Source organism: Enterobacter cloacae complex sp. P43RS (assembly GCF_014930585.1).
GTDB lineage: Bacteria > Pseudomonadota > Gammaproteobacteria > Enterobacterales > Enterobacteriaceae > Enterobacter > Enterobacter bugandensis.
In genome coordinates this window covers 121,722-142,486 of record NZ_JADBRJ010000009.1, presented here as the reverse complement: position 1 = coordinate 142,486, position 20,765 = coordinate 121,722, and the positions used below count along the sequence as shown (strand labels likewise).

General features: G+C 57.1%; 22 protein-coding genes. 18 read left to right on the top strand and 4 right to left on the bottom strand.

The window, feature by feature from the left end; all coding sequences use genetic code 11:
* Nucleotides 1–408: 408 nt before the first annotated feature.
* From qseE to glnB, 4 genes are all read left to right on the top strand, one after another.
* Entirely contained in the window at nt 409–1,833 is a 1,425-nt protein-coding gene (gene qseE / locus IM294_RS17810; protein WP_041908685.1) for a two component system sensor histidine kinase QseE/GlrK, read from the top strand.
* Nucleotides 1,834–1,837: 4 nt separating this feature from the next.
* Nucleotides 1,838–2,575 carry a two-component system QseEF-associated lipoprotein QseG gene (gene qseG / locus IM294_RS17805; RefSeq protein WP_028014085.1) on the top strand — a complete coding sequence of 246 codons (738 nt, stop codon included), beginning with the start codon at nt 1,838–1,840 and terminating at the stop codon, nt 2,573–2,575.
* Complete coding sequence (glrR, locus tag IM294_RS17800) at nt 2,562–3,899, top strand: two-component system response regulator GlrR (RefSeq protein ID WP_028014084.1); 1,338 nt, start codon at nt 2,562–2,564, stop codon at nt 3,897–3,899. The genes qseG and glrR overlap by 14 nt, the downstream gene beginning before the upstream one ends.
* Before the next feature lie 65 nt (nt 3,900–3,964).
* Nucleotides 3,965–4,303, top strand: a complete 339-nt coding sequence (gene glnB, locus IM294_RS17795; protein WP_003860685.1) for a nitrogen regulatory protein P-II — start codon at nt 3,965–3,967, stop codon at nt 4,301–4,303.
* Nucleotides 4,304–4,354: 51 nt separating this feature from the next.
* On the opposite strand, the gene hmpA is transcribed toward glnB, so the two are convergent.
* Nucleotides 4,355–5,545 carry an NO-inducible flavohemoprotein gene (hmpA, locus tag IM294_RS17790; protein WP_041908691.1) on the bottom strand — a complete coding sequence of 397 codons (1,191 nt, stop codon included), beginning with the start codon at nt 5,543–5,545 and terminating at the stop codon, nt 4,355–4,357.
* 303 nt (nt 5,546–5,848) lie between these two features.
* On the opposite strand from hmpA, the gene glyA reads away from it, so the two are divergent.
* The gene (gene glyA / locus IM294_RS17785) at nt 5,849–7,102 is read left to right on the top strand and encodes a serine hydroxymethyltransferase (protein WP_025757663.1); all 1,254 of its coding nucleotides are present in this window, start codon (nt 5,849–5,851) and stop codon (nt 7,100–7,102) included.
* Nucleotides 7,103–7,156: 54 nt separating this feature from the next.
* Here glyA and IM294_RS17780 read toward each other — a convergent pair whose 3' ends face one another.
* On the bottom strand, nt 7,157–7,579 hold the full coding sequence (locus IM294_RS17780) for a DoxX family protein (protein ID WP_028014082.1): 423 nt from the start codon (nt 7,577–7,579) through the stop codon (nt 7,157–7,159).
* Between the two features lie 172 nt (nt 7,580–7,751).
* On the opposite strand from IM294_RS17780, the gene IM294_RS17775 reads away from it, so the two are divergent.
* Nucleotides 7,752–8,891 (top strand): 3-phenylpropionate MFS transporter, encoded by a 1,140-nt coding sequence (locus IM294_RS17775; protein WP_028014081.1) that lies wholly within the window; start codon nt 7,752–7,754, stop codon nt 8,889–8,891.
* On the opposite strand, the gene csiE is transcribed toward IM294_RS17775, so the two are convergent.
* The gene (gene csiE / locus IM294_RS17770) at nt 8,892–10,169 is read right to left on the bottom strand and encodes a stationary phase inducible protein CsiE (RefSeq protein WP_126818733.1); all 1,278 of its coding nucleotides are present in this window, start codon (nt 10,167–10,169) and stop codon (nt 8,892–8,894) included.
* A gap of 125 nt (nt 10,170–10,294) precedes the next feature.
* Here csiE and IM294_RS17765 point away from each other — a divergent pair, with 125 nt between their 5' ends.
* Together IM294_RS17765 and IM294_RS17760 are read left to right on the top strand one after the other, a co-directional pair.
* Nucleotides 10,295–10,933 (top strand): DUF1007 family protein, encoded by a 639-nt coding sequence (locus IM294_RS17765; RefSeq protein ID WP_126818734.1) that lies wholly within the window; start codon nt 10,295–10,297, stop codon nt 10,931–10,933.
* On the top strand, nt 10,924–11,916 hold the full coding sequence (locus tag IM294_RS17760) for a nickel/cobalt transporter (protein WP_028014078.1): 993 nt from the start codon (nt 10,924–10,926) through the stop codon (nt 11,914–11,916). The genes IM294_RS17765 and IM294_RS17760 overlap by 10 nt, the downstream gene beginning before the upstream one ends.
* A gap of 5 nt (nt 11,917–11,921) precedes the next feature.
* Here the strand turns inward: IM294_RS17760 and suhB are convergent, their stop codons facing one another.
* Nucleotides 11,922–12,725 (bottom strand): inositol-1-monophosphatase, encoded by an 804-nt coding sequence (gene suhB / locus IM294_RS17755; RefSeq protein WP_028014077.1) that lies wholly within the window; start codon nt 12,723–12,725, stop codon nt 11,922–11,924.
* 132 nt (nt 12,726–12,857) lie between these two features.
* Between suhB and trmJ the strand changes: the two genes are divergently transcribed.
* The 10 genes from trmJ to pepB all read left to right on the top strand — a co-directional run bounded on the left by trmJ (nt 12,858) and on the right by pepB (nt 20,707).
* Nucleotides 12,858–13,583, top strand: coding sequence for a tRNA (cytosine(32)/uridine(32)-2'-O)-methyltransferase TrmJ (gene trmJ, locus IM294_RS17750; RefSeq protein ID WP_028014076.1), 726 nt, complete (start codon nt 12,858–12,860; stop codon nt 13,581–13,583).
* A gap of 216 nt (nt 13,584–13,799) precedes the next feature.
* The gene (gene iscR / locus IM294_RS17745) at nt 13,800–14,291 is read left to right on the top strand and encodes a Fe-S cluster assembly transcriptional regulator IscR (protein ID WP_008502158.1); all 492 of its coding nucleotides are present in this window, start codon (nt 13,800–13,802) and stop codon (nt 14,289–14,291) included.
* 117 nt (nt 14,292–14,408) lie between these two features.
* Nucleotides 14,409–15,623, top strand: a complete 1,215-nt coding sequence (iscS, locus tag IM294_RS17740) for a cysteine desulfurase (protein WP_126818735.1) — start codon at nt 14,409–14,411, stop codon at nt 15,621–15,623.
* Between the two features lie 24 nt (nt 15,624–15,647).
* Nucleotides 15,648–16,034: a Fe-S cluster assembly scaffold IscU gene (iscU, locus tag IM294_RS17735; protein WP_003860661.1), complete on the top strand. Its 387-nt coding sequence runs from the start codon at nt 15,648–15,650 to the stop codon at nt 16,032–16,034.
* A gap of 13 nt (nt 16,035–16,047) precedes the next feature.
* A complete protein-coding gene (gene iscA, locus IM294_RS17730; protein WP_003860659.1) occupies nt 16,048–16,371 on the top strand; it encodes an iron-sulfur cluster assembly protein IscA in 324 nt (107 codons plus the stop codon).
* A 76-nt stretch (nt 16,372–16,447) separates the two neighbouring features.
* Nucleotides 16,448–16,963, top strand: coding sequence for a co-chaperone HscB (hscB, locus tag IM294_RS17725; RefSeq protein ID WP_126818736.1), 516 nt, complete (start codon nt 16,448–16,450; stop codon nt 16,961–16,963).
* A 14-nt stretch (nt 16,964–16,977) separates the two neighbouring features.
* Nucleotides 16,978–18,828: a Fe-S protein assembly chaperone HscA gene (gene hscA, locus IM294_RS17720; protein WP_126818737.1), complete on the top strand. Its 1,851-nt coding sequence runs from the start codon at nt 16,978–16,980 to the stop codon at nt 18,826–18,828.
* A gap of 1 nt (nt 18,829) precedes the next feature.
* Complete coding sequence (fdx, locus tag IM294_RS17715; RefSeq protein WP_003860652.1) at nt 18,830–19,165, top strand: ISC system 2Fe-2S type ferredoxin; 336 nt, start codon at nt 18,830–18,832, stop codon at nt 19,163–19,165.
* A gap of 1 nt (nt 19,166) precedes the next feature.
* On the top strand, nt 19,167–19,367 hold the full coding sequence (gene iscX / locus IM294_RS17710) for a Fe-S cluster assembly protein IscX (protein WP_003860650.1): 201 nt from the start codon (nt 19,167–19,169) through the stop codon (nt 19,365–19,367).
* Nucleotides 19,368–19,420: 53 nt separating this feature from the next.
* Nucleotides 19,421–20,707 carry an aminopeptidase PepB gene (gene pepB / locus IM294_RS17705; RefSeq protein WP_088204541.1) on the top strand — a complete coding sequence of 429 codons (1,287 nt, stop codon included), beginning with the start codon at nt 19,421–19,423 and terminating at the stop codon, nt 20,705–20,707.
* Nucleotides 20,708–20,765 lie beyond the last annotated feature (58 nt).

Genomic DNA, 20,765 nt, shown 5'->3' with positions numbered 1-20,765 from the left:
TTATATATGGCAGGACAGGTTCCCGTTAAGGTGTTGCTTAATAGCGACACTTAGCCTGGAAATCATTCAGCGCACAATAAATAGATTAAACCAATAAAAGGTATATATTTCAATGTGTTAATAATTTGTTTTGCATTCTGGCATGGGTGTTGCATAATATTAACCAGTGGCTCATTCACCTTCTTATGTCAGCCCCTTCGGGACGTGCTACATAAACTTCGAATGACGCACAAAAAGGTGCCTGCCGTCCAACTACTGATCATAGCGATGCTTTATCAGGCCAGGGCGAAACGTCGAGTTAGGCACCGCCTTATTCCACAACAAAGCCGGGTTTTTACCCGGCTTTGTTGTATCTGAAGGGCAGACTCAGTTACGCTCTCCGTAAACCCCCATGAAGAGAGTAATGCGTTGAAACGCTGGCCCGTTTTTCCCCGCTCCCTGCGACAGCTTGTGATGATGGCCTTTCTGCTGATCCTGCTGCCGCTGCTGATCCTCGCCTGGCAGGCATGGCAGAGCCTCAACGCGCTGAGTGCCCAGGCGGCGCTGACGAACCGCACCACGCTTATCGATGCCAGACGCAGTGAAGCGATGACCAACGCCGCGCTGGAGATGGAGCGTAGCTATCGTCAGTACTGCGTGCTCGACGATCGGACGCTGGAGAAGGTGTACCAGAGCCAGCGCAAGCGCTACAGCGAAATGCTGGATGCCCACGCGGGCGTGCTGCCGGACGACAGGCTGTATCAGGCGTTACGTCAGGATCTGAACGATCTCGCGCAGCTGCAGTGCCAGAACAGCGGCCCGGATGCGGCTGCCGCCGCGCGCCTTGAGGCATTCGCCGCCGCCAATACCGAAATGGTGCAGTCAACGCGCACGGTCATTTTCTCTCGCGGCCAGCAGCTGCAGCAGGAGATTGCCGAGCGCGGCCAGTTCTTTGGCTGGCAGGCGCTGGTGCTGTTCCTGGTGAGCCTCGGGCTGGTGCTGCTCTTTACCCGCATGATCATCGGCCCGGTAAAGGGTATTCAGCGTATGATCAACCGCCTGGGGGAGGGGAAATCGCTCGGGGATACGGTTGCCTTTAAAGGCCCGCGCGAGCTGCGATCCGTCGGTCAGCGCATTATCTGGCTATCCGAGCGCCTGGCGTGGCTGGAATCCCAGCGTCATCAGTTCCTTCGCCATATTTCCCATGAGCTGAAAACCCCGCTGGCCAGCATGCGTGAAGGAACGGAGCTGCTGGCGGACGAGGTGGCAGGGCCGCTTACGCCGGAGCAGAAAGAGATTGTCGAAATTCTGGACGCCAGCAGCCGCAACCTGCAAAAGCTGATCGAGCAGCTTCTGGATTACAACCGCAAGCTGGCTGACGGGACGGTGGTACTGGAAGAGGTGGAGATTGAGCCACTGGTGGATATGGTGATCTCCGCCCATAGCTTGCCGGCAAGAGCTAAAATGATGCATACCGGGGTGGAGCTGAATGCGCCGACCTGCCTGGCTGAACCCATGCTATTAATGAGCGTTCTGGATAATCTTTACTCCAATGCGGTGCACTATGGTACTGAATCCGGTAACATTTATATCCGAAGTTATACGAAGGGCTCCCGGGTGTTTATTGACGTCGCAAACACCGGCACCCCGATCCCCGATGACGAAAAAACCATGATCTTCGAACCCTTTTTCCAGGGGAGTCATCAGCGGAAAGGCGCGGTAAAAGGAAGCGGTCTGGGATTAAGCATTGCCCGGGACTGCATACGACGCATGCAGGGTGAGCTAAACATTGCCACGGACGAACGTTCAGATGTTTGCTTCCGTATTGAACTGCCCCTGAGCCGGAAAAATTAATAAAATGAATCTATATCTGGTGAGTATGTCACACGTCTTTTTCCGCGCCATACGCGCGGTGTTTTCCAGCAAAGCGGGTCGCCTGAGTCTGCCCTGTTTAGTTCTGGCGGGGTGCGTTTCCCATGCGCCGCAAAGTGCGATAAGCGGTAAACAGGAAGACAAATGGCCCGATAACCAGCTGGCGGATTTCCTCTCTACCCGCTGTGAGGATATCTGGAATCTGTCAGGGCATGATGTCGAAAATAATCCGCTGTTCTGGCTGCGCGGAATAGATTGCGCCCAGCGGCTTGCGCCGGTAGACGCCCGCATGAAGGCGGCGATGCTGGATGAAGACACCTGGCAGGACGCTTTCAAGCGTGGGATTTTACTGGCCGATGCGAAAATTACCCCCGTTGAACGTCGGGCCAACGTGACCCGTCTGGATACGTTTGTGATCAATCTTCCCGCACAGGTGCGCCCGGTATACCAGCTCTGGCGGGATGGGCAGACGTTACAGCTGCAGCTGTCTGAAGAGCGCTCCCGCTACAGCAAGCTACAGCAGTCAACCGACAGCGAGCTGGATACGCTGCGCCAACAGCAACAGCATTTACGTACTCAGCTGGATACCACGACGCGAAAGCTGGAAAACCTGACCGATATTGAAAGACAGCTCTCGTCGCGTAAATATCAGCCTGGTAGTTCATCTGCTGCACCGGACAGCGATATGCCGAAACAAGAGGATGTGAAGCATGACGAGCCGTAAACCAGCCCATCTCTTACTGGTGGATGACGATCCCGGCCTGTTAAAGCTGCTGGGGATGCGTCTGGTGAGTGAAGGCTACACCGTGGTGACCGCGGAAAGCGGGCAGGAGGGGCTTAAAGTCCTCAGCCGCGAAAAGATTGACCTGGTGATCAGCGACCTGCGGATGGACGAAATGGATGGCATGCAGCTGTTCGCCGAAATCCAGAAGCAGCAGCCTGGCATGCCGGTCATTATCCTGACGGCGCACGGGTCAATCCCGGATGCCGTCGCCGCAACCCAGCAGGGCGTGTTCAGCTTCCTCACCAAGCCGGTAGATAAAGACGCGCTCTACAAAGCTATCGACAGCGCGCTGGAGCACGCCGCGCCCTCCGGAGACGACGCATGGCGTGAATCTATCGTCACCCGCAGCCCGATAATGCTGCGTCTGCTTGAGCAGGCGCGAATGGTCGCACAGTCAGACGTCAGCGTGTTGATTAACGGCCAGAGCGGAACCGGGAAAGAGATCCTGGCGCAGGCGATCCACAACGCCAGCCCGCGCAGTAAAAATGCCTTTATCGCCATTAACTGCGGTGCCCTGCCAGAGCAGCTTCTTGAGTCTGAACTTTTTGGCCATGCCCGCGGCGCATTTACCGGCGCGGTAAGCAGCCGGGAAGGGCTGTTCCAGGCCGCCGAAGGCGGCACGCTGTTCCTCGACGAAATTGGCGACATGCCTGCGCCGCTGCAGGTCAAACTGTTGCGCGTACTTCAGGAGCGCAAAGTGCGCCCGTTGGGCAGCAACCGCGATATTGATATTAACGTGCGAATCATTTCCGCTACCCACCGCGACTTGCCCAAAGTGATGGCCCGCAACGAGTTCCGTGAAGATCTCTACTACCGTCTGAACGTGGTGAACCTGAAGATCCCGGCGCTGGCGGAGCGTGCGGAAGATATTCCGCTGCTGGCGAATCACCTCCTGCGCCAGGCGGCAGATCGGCATAAACCGTTCGTGCGCGCCTTTTCGACTGATGCGATGAAACGGCTGATGGCCGCCAGCTGGCCGGGTAACGTGCGCCAGCTGGTGAACGTGATTGAGCAGTGTGTGGCGCTGACGTCCTCGCCCGTTATCAGCGATGCGCTGGTGGAACAGGCGCTGGAAGGGGAGAACACGGCCTTGCCGACGTTTGCGGAAGCGCGTAACCAGTTCGAGCTGAACTATCTGCGCAAGCTGCTGCAGATCACCAAAGGCAACGTGACCCACGCGGCGCGGATGGCCGGACGCAACCGCACCGAGTTCTATAAGCTGCTCTCACGCCACGAGCTGGAAGCAAACGATTTTAAAGAGTAATGCCGTATGGTACTGTGAGCAATCGATTACGAGGCAGCTTACAGGCAAGAGTTTAAGGACCCACCATGAAAAAGATTGATGCGATTATTAAACCTTTCAAACTGGATGATGTACGTGAAGCGCTGGCGGAAGTAGGCATCACCGGGATGACCGTGACGGAAGTGAAAGGTTTTGGTCGTCAGAAGGGCCACACCGAACTTTATCGTGGCGCAGAGTACATGGTCGACTTTCTGCCGAAAGTGAAAATTGAAATCGTGGTCAGCGACGATATCGTCGATACCTGCGTGGATACCATTATCCGCACGGCGCAGACGGGCAAAATTGGCGACGGGAAAATCTTCGTCTTTGACGTGGCGCGCGTGATCCGTATCCGTACCGGCGAAGAAGACGACGCCGCGATTTAACCATTCGCCACCCGGCGAAAAAAAAGCCCCTCGAACGAGGGGCTTTTTGCGTTACAGCACCTTATGCGGCCCGAAACATTCGTAATGAATGTTGTCTTTATTCACGCCCAGTTCAACCAGCTGCTTCGCGGCATACTGCATAAACGCCACGGGTCCACAGACGTAGAACTGCATTTCCGGCGCGCTAAACGCCCCTTCCATCTGGCTTAAATTCATCAGTCCTTCGCTGTCAAAGCGTGCAGCTGTGCGGTCTGCCTCCGTCGGCAGGCGATACCAGGTATGCGCGGTGAAACGCGGCAGGGTCGCTCCCAGCGCTTTCACTTCATCCGCAAAGGCGTGCACGTCGCCGTTCTCCGCTGCGTGGAACCAGTTAACCTGCGCGCTGTGGTTTGCTTTCGCCAGCGTATCGAGCATCGCCAGCATTGGCGTTTGGCCCACGCCCGCGGAGATCAGCGTGACCGGGGTATTGGTTTCAATGGCCATAAAGAAGTCGCCCGCCGGCGCGGCCAGATGAACCACGTCGCCCACGCTCGCTTCGTTATGCAGCCAGTTGGATACCTGACCGCCGTCCTCGCGCTTCACCGCAATGCGGTAGCCTTTGCCGTTTGGTTTGCGGGTCAAAGAGTACTGGCGGATCTCCTGATGCGGGAAGCCTTCAGGCTTCAGCCATACGCCCAGATACTGGCCCGGCTGGTAATCGGCCACCGGCTGGCCGTCAACCGGCTCAAATTCAAAACTGGTGATAAGCGCGCTGCGCGGCGTTTTCTCGACGATACGGAAGGCGCGCGTTCCTTCCCAGCCACCGTTCTTGCTGGCGTTTTCGCTGTAGATCTGCGCTTCACGGTTGATAAACACGTTTGCCAGCACGCCGTAGGCTTTACCCCAGGCGTCCAGCACCTCCTGGCCCGGGCTGAACATTTCGTCCAGCGTTGCCAGCAGGTGAGTGCCGACGATGTTGTACTGCTCGGGTTGGATCTGGAAGCTGGTGTGCTTCTGGGCGATTTTTTCCACCGCAGGCAGCAACGCCGCCAGGTTTTCGATATTGCTGGCGTAGGCCGCGATGGCGTTGAAAAGCGCTTCACGCTGATCGCCGTTACGCTGGTTGCTCATATTGAAAATCTCTTTGAGCTCCGGATTGTGCGTGAACATGCGATCGTAGAAATGGGCGGTAAGTTTAGGGCCGGTTTCCACCAGCAGGGGAATGGTGGCTTTAACGGTAGCGATGGTTTGAGCGTCGAGCATGGCAGCTTCCTTCTGATATTACCTAATGATGTATTTTAAATGCATCTTATAAAAAATACCCATGCTTTGTAAATGGTTCTTTGCAAGATGAAAAATACGCATCACAAACCTGAAAAGAAATCCGCTGGAAATAGTGAGATCTTTATTCCTCAAACCCTTGCGTGGCGTGAAGGAAAACGTTTGCGTAAAATCGTTTGTCAAGACCTGTTATCACAGAACTATTCAGTTATACTGTTGCCCGTCGTCCAACAGGACTGCCTTTTCAGGTCAAAATTTACTTGTTAGCTGAGTCAGGAGATGCGGATGTTAAAGCGTGAAATGAACATTGCCGATTATGATGCCGAACTGTGGCAGGCTATGGAGCAGGAAAAAGTACGTCAGGAAGAGCACATCGAACTGATCGCCTCCGAAAATTACACCAGCCCGCGCGTAATGCAGGCGCAGGGCTCTCAGCTGACCAACAAATACGCTGAAGGTTACCCGGGCAAGCGCTACTACGGCGGTTGCGAGTACGTTGATATCGTTGAGCAGCTGGCTATCGACCGTGCGAAAGCACTCTTCGGCGCTGACTACGCGAACGTTCAGCCGCACTCCGGCTCTCAGGCTAACTTCGCTGTTTACACCGCGCTGTTGCAGCCGGGCGATACCGTTCTGGGTATGAACCTGGCGCAGGGCGGCCACCTGACTCACGGCTCCCCGGTTAACTTCTCCGGCAAACTGTACAACATCATTCCTTACGGTATTGATGAGTCCGGTAAAATTGACTACGAAGACATGGCTAAGCAGGCCAAAGAGCACAAGCCGAAGATGATCATCGGTGGCTTCTCTGCTTACTCCGGTATCGTTGACTGGGCAAAAATGCGTGAAATCGCAGACAGCATCGGCGCGTACCTGTTCGTTGACATGGCGCATGTTGCGGGCCTTATCGCCGCAGGCGTTTACCCGAACCCGGTTCCTCACGCTCACGTTGTGACCACCACTACTCACAAAACCCTGGCGGGTCCACGCGGTGGCCTGATCCTGGCGAAAGGCGGTGACGAAGAGCTGTACAAAAAACTGAACTCTGCCGTGTTCCCAAGCGCGCAGGGCGGCCCGCTGATGCACGTTATCGCCGCAAAAGCGGTCGCGCTGAAAGAAGCGATGGAGCCAGAGTTCAAGGTGTATCAGCAGCAGGTTGCTAAGAACGCCAAAGCGATGGTGGAAGTGTTCCTGAACCGTGGCTACAAAGTGGTATCCGGCGGGACTGAAAACCACCTGTTCCTGCTGGACCTGGTTGATAAGAACCTGACCGGTAAAGAAGCTGACGCTGCCCTGGGCCGCGCCAACATTACCGTGAACAAAAACAGCGTGCCAAACGATCCGAAGAGCCCGTTCGTGACCTCCGGTATCCGTATCGGTTCTCCGGCCGTGACGCGCCGCGGCTTCAAAGAAGCGGAAGTGAAAGAGCTGGCTGGCTGGATGTGTGACGTTCTGGACAACATCAATGACGAAGCGGTTATCGAGCGCGTCAAAGGTAAAGTTCTGGATATCTGCGCACGCTTCCCGGTATACGCATAATTCCTCTGCTTTGCAGAAATAAAAAAGGCCGCGCTTGCGGCCTTTTTTTATGGCTTAACGCCGGTCCAGGGAAATGGCCCCCGGTCCCACAATCGCCAGCAAAATAAACGCGCCAGCAATACTGACGTTCTTGTAGAAATTAATCATATTCGGCACAACCGCATCTCCGGTCATATCCCAGTAGTGGTGACCGATAATCGCCGTGCCCAGCGTGTAGAAGACAAAGAGCACCGCGAGGGGGCGGGTGAAAAAGCCGAGCACGATCAGGATCGCGGCGGGAACCTCCATTACTACGGCGATAATGGCCGCCAGCATCGGCATGGGTGCGCCGAGCGACGTCATATACTGAACGGTGCCGCTAAACCCCGTCAGCTTGGGATAGCCAAAAATAATAAACAGGACAACGATGGCAATACGGGCAATCAATAGCAGGAAGGAGCGTGAGGAGCCGAAATCGAAATAACGTAAGCTGTTCATGGCAAACGACCTCTTCAGGCGATGTCTTTTAAACGTAATACAATTTTGCCGCTCACGCCATACGCCGACCGGCTGTCCAGGACGTTAATTTATCGTTAATTTATAGCGCGCTAACGACTTGCTAAAGTGCAGGATAAACGCCAGACTATCGCCTCCATTTCGGGAGGGATTCATGGTCTTGCATTCCACGCGCTGGCTGGCGCTCAGCTACTTCACCTACTTCTTTAGCTACGGTATTTTTCTGCCTTTCTGGAGCGTCTGGCTCAAGGGAATTGGTTTGACGCCAGAAACCATTGGCATCCTGCTGGGCGCGGGGCTGGTGGCGCGTTTCCTCGGAAGCCTGCTGATTGCCCCCCGCGTCAGCGATCCCTCCTTACTGATTAAAGCGGTGCGCATTCTGGCCCTGCTGACGCTGGTCTTCGCGGCCTGCTTCTGGGTCAGCCACCAGTTTGCCTGGCTGATGGTGGTGATGGTTGGCTTTAATCTGTTCTTCTCCCCGCTGGTACCCCTGACGGATGCCCTGGCGAACACCTGGCAAAAGCAGATCACCATGGACTATGGTCGCGTGCGCCTCTGGGGATCGATTGCCTTCGTGATCGGCTCGGCGCTGGTGGGGAAACTGGTCAGCCTTTACGACTACCGCGCGATTCTGGCGCTGCTGAGTATCGGTATTGCCTCGATGCTGCTGGGAATGCTGCTGCGCCCGTCGGTGATGCCGCAAGGGGAGAGTCGCCATCAGGAGAGCGCCGGCTGGCCCGCCTGGCGGAGCCTGGTGGCCCAGAGCTGGCGTTTTCTGGCGTGCGTCTGTCTGCTTCAGGGGGCGCATGCGGCGTACTATGGCTTCAGCGCCATCTACTGGCAGGGGGCGGGCTACTCGGCCTCTGCTGTCGGTTACCTGTGGTCGCTGGGGGTGGTGGCTGAAGTCATTATTTTCGCCCTGAGCAAAAAGCTGTTCCGCCGCTTCGGCGCGCGCGATCTGCTGCTGCTTTCCGCGGTCTGCGGCGTGGCGCGCTGGGGGATTATGGGCTGGACAACCGAACTGCCGTGGCTGATTATGGCGCAGATCCTTCACTGCGGCACCTTCACCGTGTGCCACCTGGCGGCGATGCGCTATATCGCGGCGCGCGAGGGCGGGGACGTGATCCGTCTGCAGGCGGTCTACTCTGCGGTGGCGATGGGCGGCAGCATTGCGGTGATGACGGTCTTTGCGGGCTTTCTGTATCAGCATCTGGGACACGGCGTGTTCTGGGTCATGGCGCTGGTGGCGCTCCCGGCGATGTTTGTTCGACCGAAAGTGGCCGCACGGGCATAGCTACGATTCCAGCATGGCGCGAATATGTTCCTGCTGCTGCGTGTTAAGTGATTCAACCGCGTGGATCAGCGGCGGCGAGAACAGCGGCAGCACGGTAGGATAGGGGGTGACAACCAGCGCGGCTTCGCGCGGTGCCCCCTCTTTCTGGAACGCCTGCAGCGTCAGATAGCGAATGTTGAGCGGCAGCAGGGTTAATTCGCGCAGCTGCTGTTCAATCACCTCCTCACAGGATTTATCCTCCCCGGTCAGCAGCACTACCTGTTTTTCATGCAGATCGGTCTCCTGCATCAGCCAGGCGCCGAAAATAACCGCTACCAGCGCCATCTCTTCATCGGAGAACCGCAGCCCAAATTCGGCTTCCAGCTCAAAGAGTGCCTCTTTCGTGGTGCGTAACAGCCGGGGATAGAGACGGTGAATTTCCTCGGGCAGGCTATTGTCGATGCCGATCTCAAACAGCGAGCGGTCCAGCGCCTGAGCCAGATGGATATACAGCTGATCGGTCAGCCCCTGCTCATCGCTGAAGTTCATCCCGGTCTGGGAGCGGAAACGGGCCACCATGCGCACAATGGCGCGGCGCAGGCGCTGATCCTGCTGGTGTTTATCGAGCACTGGATCGGGCGTGCGGAGCATCATAAACAGCAGCGCCAGAAACAGCTGCTCATCCACGTGCGCACCCTGCGGCACGCGCCGCTTCCAGTGACGAACAATTTCCTGCGCCGTAAAATATTCTCCCCGCGACTGGGTCCAGCTGCGCTGCGCGTGGGAAAACTGCGGCGTATTCCCTAAGTGGTGCTGGATGAGGCAGTATTGCAAGTAGAGCTGTAAGAACTGGACGTCCCGGCATTCAAACTGACGCTGCAGCTTGCGTGAGCAGAAGCCGATCAGCGCCCGCAGGTTAGCATCGTCGTAGAGCGGCCGCGCGATGCCGTGCTGTTTAAGCGCGGTTTTTAAGGCTGGGGTAAACTGGTGCGAGACAAACTGCGGACAAAGGCGGAGCGCCCTGCGCAGCCAGTGCAGCAGACATAAACGCTGATTCAGGGCAGTGCCTTCAATTCGGTAGCTGCCGTCATGGTGCGTGATGATATCCAGCCGGTGATAGCGCTGGATTTCATCGCGCGTCTCGGCTATATCTTGCCGTGCCATGACCTCGTCCACGCCGTTGGCAGCGATTATGCTCTGTGCGGTGACGGCAGCATCGGGCAGGTAAAGCATCAAAAGCACCTGGCAGCGGCGCTGCGAACTGGAAAGCACAGATGGAATTTCAAGCGTCGTCATCATCTGTCGGGTATCCAGTGTGAATGTTTGATAAGAATAGCTAAAGGATGGGCGCTGAAAAGCGCGCCGGCAGGCCTTTCACTCAGGATTGCTGGGGAACATCACAGAATTTTTGACGTGAGGAATTGATGCAGACAGTTAAACAAAATGCGATGGCGTTATTTTTGGCGGTTATCACCTTTACCGCCAGCGCACATCCTCACAGTTTTATCAGCCTGAAAACCGAGCTGGTCACCGACGGCACGCAGCTGAGCGGCCTGAAAATGCGCTGGACGATGGATGAAATCACCTCGGCGGATCTGCTTTATGATGCGGGTAACTCGAAGCCCGGCGACGAAATCTGGAAAAAGCTGGCGGCAGAAGTGATGGCCAACGTGCTCGGGCAGCACTACTTCACCGAGTTTTGGCATAACGGACAAAAGGTGAAGTTCCTCAATCGCCCGACAGAATACGGCATGTCCCGCGACGGACATCAGGCAGTGCTGACGTTCGTGCTCCCACTGGCGCATCCGCAGCCGCTGGCAGGACAAACCTATACGTTTTCCACCTTTGACCCAACGTACTACGTCGATATGAGCTACGCCGAGGACAGCGACGTGCAGCTTCCTGCGTCGTTGCAAAAAACCTGCAACATTACGGTTCACACCCCGAAGCCCAGCGAAGAGACGCTGAATTTTGCTGTCTCTCTTGATAAAGAGGATGCCCCACCGGAGGACATGGAACTGGGTAAACAGTTTGCGCAGAAGGTAACGTTACAATGTCAGTGATCTCCTCTCCGGTACGAAAGCCGCGCCGCTGGCTGCACCTCTGGCCGCTGGCGCTTTTTCTACTGCTCGCCGTTTGCGGTTCGCTCTGGCTGTGGCAGGCCTGGCCGCAGGTGATGATGAAAAGCATCATCTGGCAGCGTGAGGTCAACCAGCAGATGAGCGGGCTGCTGAAAGCGGTGGCGGAGAACCCGACCAAAGCGGGCGGTTCTCTGCTGGCGTTCAGCTTTATCTATGGCGTGCTGCACGCGCTGGGGCCGGGGCACGGCAAAATCGTTATTACCACCTGGCTTGCCACCCATCCGTCGAAGCTGAAATCAAGCATTGGCCTGACGCTGGCCTCTTCGCTGCTTCAGGGGGGCGTGGCGATTGCGCTGGTGGTGGTTGTGCTTTCGCTATTACAGCTTCCCGCGCGCCAGCTGCACCTGAGCAGCTTCTGGCTGGAGAAGGGCAGCTATGCGCTGGTCGGCGTGCTGGGGCTGATCCTCTGCTGGCGGGCACTGAAAAAGCTGCGCGCGCTGCTGCAAAAGCCCAAATTCAAAACCTTTACGCCGCACCACGTTCATGATGAACACTGCGGCTGCGGGCATCAGCATCTGCCGACGCAGGAACAATTACAGAGCGGTGACGACTGGCGCGCGCGGCTGATGATAGTTCTCTCTATGGGGATGCGCCCGTGCTCGGGGGCAATCATGGTGCTGCTGTTCAGTAAAGTGATTGGCGTGTTCGGCTGGGGCATGCTCTCGGCGCTGGCGATGGCGGCAGGAACCTCTCTCACCATTTCGTCTTTGGCGTTGCTGGTTCACAGCTTCCGTCAGCTTGCGGTAAAACTCAGCGGCAATAAAACGCCGGTACTGTGGCGACAGGTAGGATGGACAACGCTCGCGCTGGCGGGGGGAGTGATTCTGCTGGTGGCGGCGGTAACGATGTGGATGAGCGCGGCGCCGTTTAGCACCCTCTCCCCTTTGGGGAGAGGGCTGAGATGAGGAGATTAACGCTTCAGCGCATCGCTCAGCTCGTCACGCATGTTGGCCAGCATGGCTTTAACAACGCGTGGGTTACCTGCAACGATGTTGCCGGTGGTCATGTAGTTGTGGCCGCCGGTGAAGTCGCAAACAATCGCGCCTGCTTCACGTGCGATCAGCTCGCCCGCAGCGAAGTCCCACGGCTTCAGTGACAGTTCGAAGTAACCGTCAACGCGGCCGGTTGCCACGTAGGCCAGATCCAGCGCAGCAGAGCCGGTGCGACGGAAGTCCGCGCATTCGGTGAACAGCTTGCCCAGGATATTCATATAGGTAGTTGCGTGCTGCTTCGCCTTGAACGGGAAGCCGGTCGCCAGGATGGTGCCGTCCAGGTCGCGTGCGTTGCTGCAGCGCAGACGGTAGCCGTTCAACTGCGCGCCCTGACCGCGGGTCGCGGTGAACAGTTCGTTACGCATTGGATCGTAAACAACGGCGACTTCAGTACGGCCTTTAATGCGTACTGCGATTGACACAGAGAAGTGTGGCAGGCGTTTAACGAAGTTGGTGGTGCCATCCAGTGGATCGATAACCCATTGAACATCCTGATCGGTACCTTCATGTTCACCGCTTTCTTCGGTGATGATGGTGTGCTGCGGGTAAGATTTGCGGATCGTTTCGATAATAATCGCTTCTGCGGCTTTATCGACGTTAGTCACGAAATCATTGCTGCCTTTCTGGCTGGTTTCTACGGAGTCTGGCGTTTCGTAGTGTTTGGCAATTACATTACCCGCCTTGCGCGCTGCGCGCACGGCGATGGTCAGCATCGGATGCATCGGTCTCTCTCACTGGATGTTAAAGAACAGGAAAATCGGCGCAGAGTATAGCAGCGGGATCGGATTATGTCTCCCGTTTATGATAATATGCCCGAATATTCTTCAGACACTGAATCCAGACATCTAAAAATTATGCTGCAAAACATTCGAATCGTGCTGGTCGAAACATCGCACACCGGCAACATGGGCTCCGTTGCCCGCGCTATGAAAACCATGGGTTTAACGAACCTGTGGCTGGTTAATCCGCTGGTGAAACCAGACTCTCAGGCTATCGCCCTGGCGGCCGGGGCCAGCGACGTGATCGGCAACGCGCAGATCGTTGATACCCTCGACGAAGCGCTGGCCGGCTGCAGCCTCGTTGTCGGCACCAGCGCGCGCTCACGCACGCTGCCGTGGCCGATGCTGGATCCGCGTGAATGCGGCCTGAAAAGCGTCTCAGAAGCAGAGCAGGCACCGGTTGCGCTGGTGTTTGGCCGCGAGCGCGTTGGCCTGACCAACGACGAACTGCAGAAGTGCCACTACCACGTGGCGATTGCCGCCAACCCGGAATACAGCTCGCTGAACCTGGCAATGGCGGTGCAGGTTATCGCCTACGAGGTGCGTATGGCGTGGCTGGCGACGCAGGAGAAGCAGGCAGAACCGAAAGAAGAGACGGCCTACCCGCTGGTGGACGACCTTGAGCGTTTCTACGGTCACCTGGAGCAGACGCTGCTCGCTACCGGCTTCATCCGTGAAGGCCACCCTGGCCAGGTGATGAATAAGCTGCGCCGCATGTTTACCCGCGCGCGTCCGGAAAGCCAGGAGCTGAACATCCTGCGCGGAATTCTGGCGTCGATTGAGCAGAAGAATAAAGAGTAGTGCCGATTTCCCCCTCTCCCCGTGGGAGAGGGTTGGGGTGAGGGCATCAGGCCGCACCTATATTATGAAGGCACAGAAGGTTAAATACCTGACTAAAACAGTCAAGTAAATAGTTGACCATTTTAGTCAGGAATGTCAGACTTGGCCCTGCTATGCAATACCCCCATTTTACAATAAAAAACCCCGGGCAGGGGCGAGTTTGAGGTTAAGTAAGACATGAGACTGACATCTAAAGGGCGTTATGCCGTGACCGCGATGCTGGACGTTGCGCTCAACTCCGAAGCGGGCCCGGTTCCGTTGGCTGATATTTCTGAACGACAAGGGATCTCCCTCTCTTACCTGGAACAGCTGTTCTCCAGACTGCGTAAAAATGGACTGGTGTCCAGCGTTCGTGGCCCGGGCGGCGGTTATCTGCTGGGTAAAGACGCGGGCAGTATTGCGGTTGGTGAAGTGATTAGCGCGGTGGATGAATCCGTTGACGCAACCCGTTGCCAGGGTAAAGGCGGCTGCCAGGGCGGCGATAAGTGCCTGACCCACGCGCTGTGGCGCGATCTGAGCGACCGTCTGACCGGCTTCCTGAACAACATCACCCTCGGTGAACTGGTCAATAACCAGGAAGTTCTGGACGTATCAGGCCGTCAGCACAGTCATGATTCACAACGCAGCACCCGCGCGCAGGACGCTATCGACGTCAAATTACGCGCGTAATAAAACGATAAGTATTTCAGAATCAGGCCGGGGTGGTCACACCCCGCGTACTCGGTCGTACATCCAGCCGGTTGCCTGATTCCTTGCATTGAAGCGATGTACGGAGTTTATAGAGCAATGAAATTACCGATTTATCTCGACTACTCCGCAACCACGCCGGTGGACCCGCGTGTTGCCGAGAAAATGATGCAGTGTCTGACCCTGGACGGAAACTTTGGTAACCCAGCTTCCCGTTCACACCGTTTTGGCTGGCATGCTGAAGAGGCGGTGGATATCGCCCGTAATCAGATTGCTGACCTGGTGGGTGCCGACCCGCGTGAGATTGTTTTCACCTCCGGTGCGACCGAATCCGACAACCTGGCGATCAAAGGTGCAGCCAACTTTTATCAGAAAAAAGGCAAGCACATCATCACCAGCAAAACCGAACACAAAGCCGTGCTGGACACCTGCCGCCAGCTGGAGCGTGAAGGTTTCGAAGTGACCTATCTGGCGCCGCAGAGCAACGGTATTATTGACCTGAAAGAGCTCGAAGCGGCGATGCGTGACGACACCATCCTGGTCTCCATCATGCACGTTAATAACGAAATCGGCGTCGTTCAGGACATCGCCACCATCGGCGAAATGTGCCGCGCGCGCGGTATCATCTACCACGTGGACGCGACCCAGAGCGTGGGCAAACTGCCTATCGACCTGAGCCAGCTGAAAGTAGACCTGATGTCCTTCTCCGGCCACAAAATCTATGGCCCGAAAGGGATCGGCGCGCTGTACGTTCGTCGTAAGCCACGTATCCGCATCGAAGCACAGATGCACGGCGGCGGTCACGAGCGCGGCATGCGTTCCGGTACGCTGCCTGTTCACCAGATCGTGGGCATGGGCGAAGCGTACCGCATTGCGAAAGAAGAGATGGAAACCGAGATGGCGCGCCTGCGCACGCTGCGTAACCGTCTGTGGGACGGCGTGAAAGATATGGAAGAAGTGTATCTGAACGGCGATCTCGAGCAGGGCGCGCCGAACATCCTCAACATCAGCTTCAACTATGTTGAAGGCGAATCGCTGATCATGGCGCTGAAAGACCTGGCCGTTTCTTCCGGTTCTGCCTGTACGTCTGCAAGCCTGGAGCCATCCTACGTGCTGCGCGCGCTGGGTATGACTGACGAGCTGGCACACAGCTCTATCCGTTTCTCTTTAGGTCGTTTCACTACCGAAGAAGAGATTGACTACACCGTCAAGCTGGTTCGTAACTCCATTGGCCGTCTGCGCGACCTTTCTCCACTGTGGGAAATGTTCAAGCAGGGCGTGGATCTGAACAGCATTGAATGGTCACATCACTAATCGGTATATAAGGAGAATTCAATCATGGCATACAGCGAAAAAGTTATCGATCATTACGAGAACCCGCGCAACGTTGGCTCTTTTGACAACAGCGATGAATCTGTCGGTAGCGGCATGGTTGGCGCGCCGGCGTGTGGCGACGTAATGAAGTTGCAGATTAAAGTCAACAATGAAGGTATCATTGAAGACGCGCGCTTCAAGACCTACGGCTGCGGTTCTGCAATTGCGTCCAGCTCCCTGGTCACCGAGTGGGTGAAGGGCAAGTCTCTGGACGAAGCACAGGCAATCAAGAACACGGATATTGCTGAAGAACTCGAACTGCCGCCGGTGAAAATTCACTGTTCAATTCTGGCAGAAGACGCGATCAAAGCCGCCATTGCGGATTACAAAAGCAAACGTGAAGCAAAATAATTGAGGTTTGAGTATGTCGATTACCCTTAGCGACAGCGCTGCCGCGCGAGTAAGCTCTTTTCTGGCGAACCGTGGTAAAGGCTTTGGCCTGCGACTGGGCGTACGTACCTCCGGCTGTTCTGGTATGGCTTACGTACTGGAGTTTGTTGACGAGCCGGCGTCTGATGACACCGTGTTTGAAGACAAGGGCGTGAAGGTGGTGGTCGATGGCAAAAGCCTGCAATTTCTCAACGGCACTCAGCTGGACTTCGTAAAAGAAGGCCTGAACGAAGGGTTCAAATTTACGAACCCGAACGTCAAAGACGAGTGTGGTTGCGGCGAAAGCTTCCACGTTTAACCGCGCGTCATCCGAAACCCCACCGTGGCTTTGCTGCGCGTGGGGTTTGTTCTAACAGGCTACCCCTGAGATTGTTATGGATTACTTCACTCTCTTCGGACTACCCGCTCAATACCCGATCGATCTTCAGGCACTGACGGTCCGTTTTCAGGATCTGCAGCGTCAGTATCATCCGGATAAATTCGCCAGCGGGACGCAGGCAGAGCAGCTGGCTGCGGTATCGCACTCCGCGACCATCAACCAGGCCTGGCAGACGCTGCGCCATCCGCTGGCGCGTGCAGAATATCTGCTCTCGCTCCACGGCTTTGATCTCGCGAGCGAACAGCACACCGTGCGCGACACCGCGTTTCTGATGGAACAGCTGGAGCTGCGCGAAGAGCTGGATGAGATTGAACAGGCCAAAGACGAAGCGCATCTGGAACGTTTTATCACGCGCCTTAAGGGCATGTTCGATACCCGCCATCAGCAGATGGTGGAGCAACTGAACAACGAGACCTGGGACGTGGCGGCAGACACTGTGCGCAAACTCCGTTTTCTCGATAAACTGCGAAGCAGCGCTGAACAACTCGAAGAAAAGCTGCTCGATTTTTAATTTCGGAAGCAATTATGGCCTTATTACAAATTAGTGAGCCTGGCTTAAGCGCCGCACCGCACCAGCGTCGTCTGGCGGTCGGTATTGACCTGGGCACCACCAATTCCCTCGTGGCGACCGTGCGCAGCGGCCAGGCGGAAACGCTGGCCGACGAGCAGGGCCGCCATCTGCTGCCTTCCGTGGTCCACTACCAGCAGCAGGGTCACGCTGTCGGCTATGACGCCCGCGCCAACGCCGCGCGCGATCCGGCCAACACCATCAGCTCCGTAAAGCGCATGATGGGCCGCTCGCTGGCAGATATCCAGGCCCGCTACCCGCACCTGCCGTATCAGCTGCAGGCCAGTGAAAACGGTCTGCCGATGATTGCCACGGCGGCCGGTTTGCTGAACCCAATTCGTGTTTCCGCTGATATCCTCAAAGCGCTGGCGGCGCGCGCGACGGCGACGCTTGGCGGCGATCTGGACGGCGTAGTGATCACCGTTCCGGCCTATTTTGACGACGCACAGCGTCAGGGCACCAAAGACGCCGCGCGTCTGGCGGGCCTGCACGTGCTGCGCCTGCTGAACGAACCGACGGCGGCGGCGATTGCCTACGGCCTCGACTCCGGTCAGGAAGGGGTAATTGCGGTCTACGATCTGGGCGGCGGCACCTTTGATATTTCTATCCTGCGCCTGAGCCGCGGGGTGTTTGAAGTGCTGGCGACCGGCGGGGATTCCGCGCTCGGCGGCGATGATTTCGACCATCTGCTGGCGGACTACATCCGCGATCAGGCGGGCATCAGCGATCGCAGCGATGCGCGCGTTCAGCGCGAACTGCTGGATGCCGCCATCGACGCCAAAATTGCGCTGAGCGATGCGCAGTCGGTCAGCGTTAATGTCGCAGGCTGGCAGGGTGAAATCACCCGCGACCAGTTCAGCGAGCTGATTGCGCCTCTGGTTAAACGCACCCTGCTGGCCTGCCGTCGCGCATTGAAGGATGCGGGCGTGGAGGCTGACGAGGTGCTGGAAGTGGTCATGGTGGGCGGCTCAACACGCGTGCCGCTGGTGCGCGAGCGCGTGGGCGAGTTCTTTGGCCGCACGCCGCTGACCTCCATCGACCCGGACAAAGTGGTTGCCGTCGGCGCCGCTATCCAGGCCGATATTCTGGTTGGCAACAAGCCGGACAGCGAAATGCTGCTGCTGGACGTCATCCCGCTGTCTCTCGGTTTAGAAACCATGGGCGGCCTGGTGGAGAAAGTGATCCCGCGTAACACCACCATTCCGGTGGCGCGTGCGCAGGAGTTCACCACCTTCAAAGACGGCCAGACCGCGATGTCCATCCACGTGATGCAGGGCGAGCGCGAACTGGTGCAGGACTGCCGCTCTCTGGCGCGCTTTGCGCTGCGCGGTATCCCGGCGCTGCCAGCTGGCGGGGCGCATATTCGCGTGACCTTCCAGGTTGATGCGGACGGCCTGCTGAGCGTCACGGCGATGGAAAAATCGACCGGCGTGGAGTCCTCCATCCAGGTGAAGCCGTCCTACGGCCTGACCGATGGCGAAATCGCCTCCATGATCCAGGATTCAATGAGCTACGCCGAGCAGGATGTGAAGGCGCGTATGCTGGCTGAACAGAAAGTTGAAGCCGCACGTGTGCTGGAAAGTCTGAACGGGGCGCTCGCTGCCGATGCCGCGCTGTTAAGCGCCGCCGAGCGTCAGGTGATTGACGAGGCTGCCGCGCGCTTACGCGCAGTCGCCGAAGGCAATGACGCTGACGCAATAGAAGAAGCCATTAAAAACGTTGATAAACAAACCCAGGACTTCGCTGCTCGCCGCATGGACAAATCTGTCCGCGTCGCGCTGAAAGGCCAGTCCGTGGACGAGGTTTAATATGCCAAAGATTGTTATTTTGCCTCATGCGGACCTCTGTCCGGATGGCGCTGTTCTGGAAGCGAAGACCGGTGAAACCATTCTCGATGTTGCCCTGCGTGCAGGTATCGAAGTGGAACACGCCTGTGAAAAATCCTGTGCCTGCACCACCTGCCACTGCATCGTGCGTGAAGGTTTTGACTCTCTCGCCGAGAGCACCGAAGACGAAGACGACATGCTGGATAAAGCATGGGGTCTGGAGCCAGACAGCCGCCTGAGCTGCCAGGCCGCGGTGACCGATGAAGATCTGGTCGTGGAATTCCCACGCTACACCATCAACCACGCACGCGAGCATTAATATGGGACTGAAGTGGACAGACAGCCGTGAAATCGGCGAAGCGCTCTACGACGCGAACCCGGATCTCGATCCCAAAACCGTACGATTCACCGACATGCACCAGTGGATCTGCGATTTAGAGGATTTCGACGACGATCCAAACGCATCCAATGAAAAAATTCTGGAGGCGATTCTGTTAGTCTGGTTAGATGAAGCAGAGTAAATCACTTAACGGGCTGCCTTCAGGCGGCCCGTTTGCTAATAAGGATAAATAAAATGACCGAAGCGATGAAGATTACGCTCTCTACGCAGCCCGCCGACGCGCGCTGGGGCGAGAAAGCCAGCTACAGCATCAACAACGACGGTATCACCCTGCACCTGACTGGCAAAGATGATTTAGGTCTGATCCAGCGCGCCGCGCGTAAAATTGACGGCCTGGGCATTAAGCATGTCTCGCTGGAAGGCGAAGGTTGGGATACTGACCGCAGCTGGGCGTTCTGGGCGGGCTACAAAGGCCCGAAAGGCACCCGCAAAATTGAGTGGGCGAACCTCGACGAAGCCGGTCAAAAAGAGCTGGAAAGCCGCCTGCACATTATCGACTGGGTGCGCGACACCATCAACGCCCCGGCGGAAGAGCTTGGTCCTGAACAGCTTGCGCAGCGCGCCGTTGACCTGCTGTGCGGCGTGGCGGGGGATAACATGTCCTACCGCATCACCAAAGGTGAAGATCTGCGCGAGCAGAACTACATGGGCATTCATACCGTGGGCCGTGGCTCCGAACGTCCTCCGGTCCTGCTGGCGCTGGATTACAACCCAACCGGCGATAAAGAAGCGCCTGTCTTTGCCTGCCTGGTCGGTAAAGGTATCACCTTCGACACCGGCGGCTACAGCCTTAAGCAGAGCGCGTTCATGGATTCCATGAAGTCCGATATGGGCGGCGCGGCAACCATCACCGGCGCGCTGGCGTTCGCCATCACCCGCGGTCTGAACAAGCGCGTGAAGCTCTACCTGTGCTGCGCGGACAACATGGTGAGCGGCAACGCCTTCAAGCTGGGCGACATCATTCGCTACCGCAACGGTAAAAATGTTGAAGTGATGAACACCGATGCCGAAGGCCGTCTGGTGCTGGCCGATGGCCTGATCGACGCCTCTGCCCAGAAGCCAGAGCTGATTATCGACATGGCGACCCTGACCGGCGCGGCAAAAACCGCCCTGGGCAACGACTACCACGCGCTGTTCAGCTTTGACGACAAGCTGGCCGCTCGCCTGCTGGCAAGCGCGGCTGCGGAAAACGAACCGTTCTGGCGTCTGCCGCTGGCCGAGTTCCACCGCAGCCAGCTGCCGTCTAACTTTGCCGAGCTGAATAACACCGCGAGCGCGGCGTACCCGGCGGGGGCAAGTACCGCAGCAGGCTTCCTGTCGCACTTCGTTGAGAACTATCACGAAGGCTGGCTGCACATCGACTGCTCCGCAACCTACCGTAAGGCGGCAGTTGAGCAGTGGTCCGCGGGTGCGACCGGTCTGGGCGTGCGTACCGTGGCGAACCTGCTGACGGCTGAGTGATCTTATTTGCCCGGCGGCGCTGCGCTTGCACGGGCCTGTGGTTTTGTAGGCCGGGTAA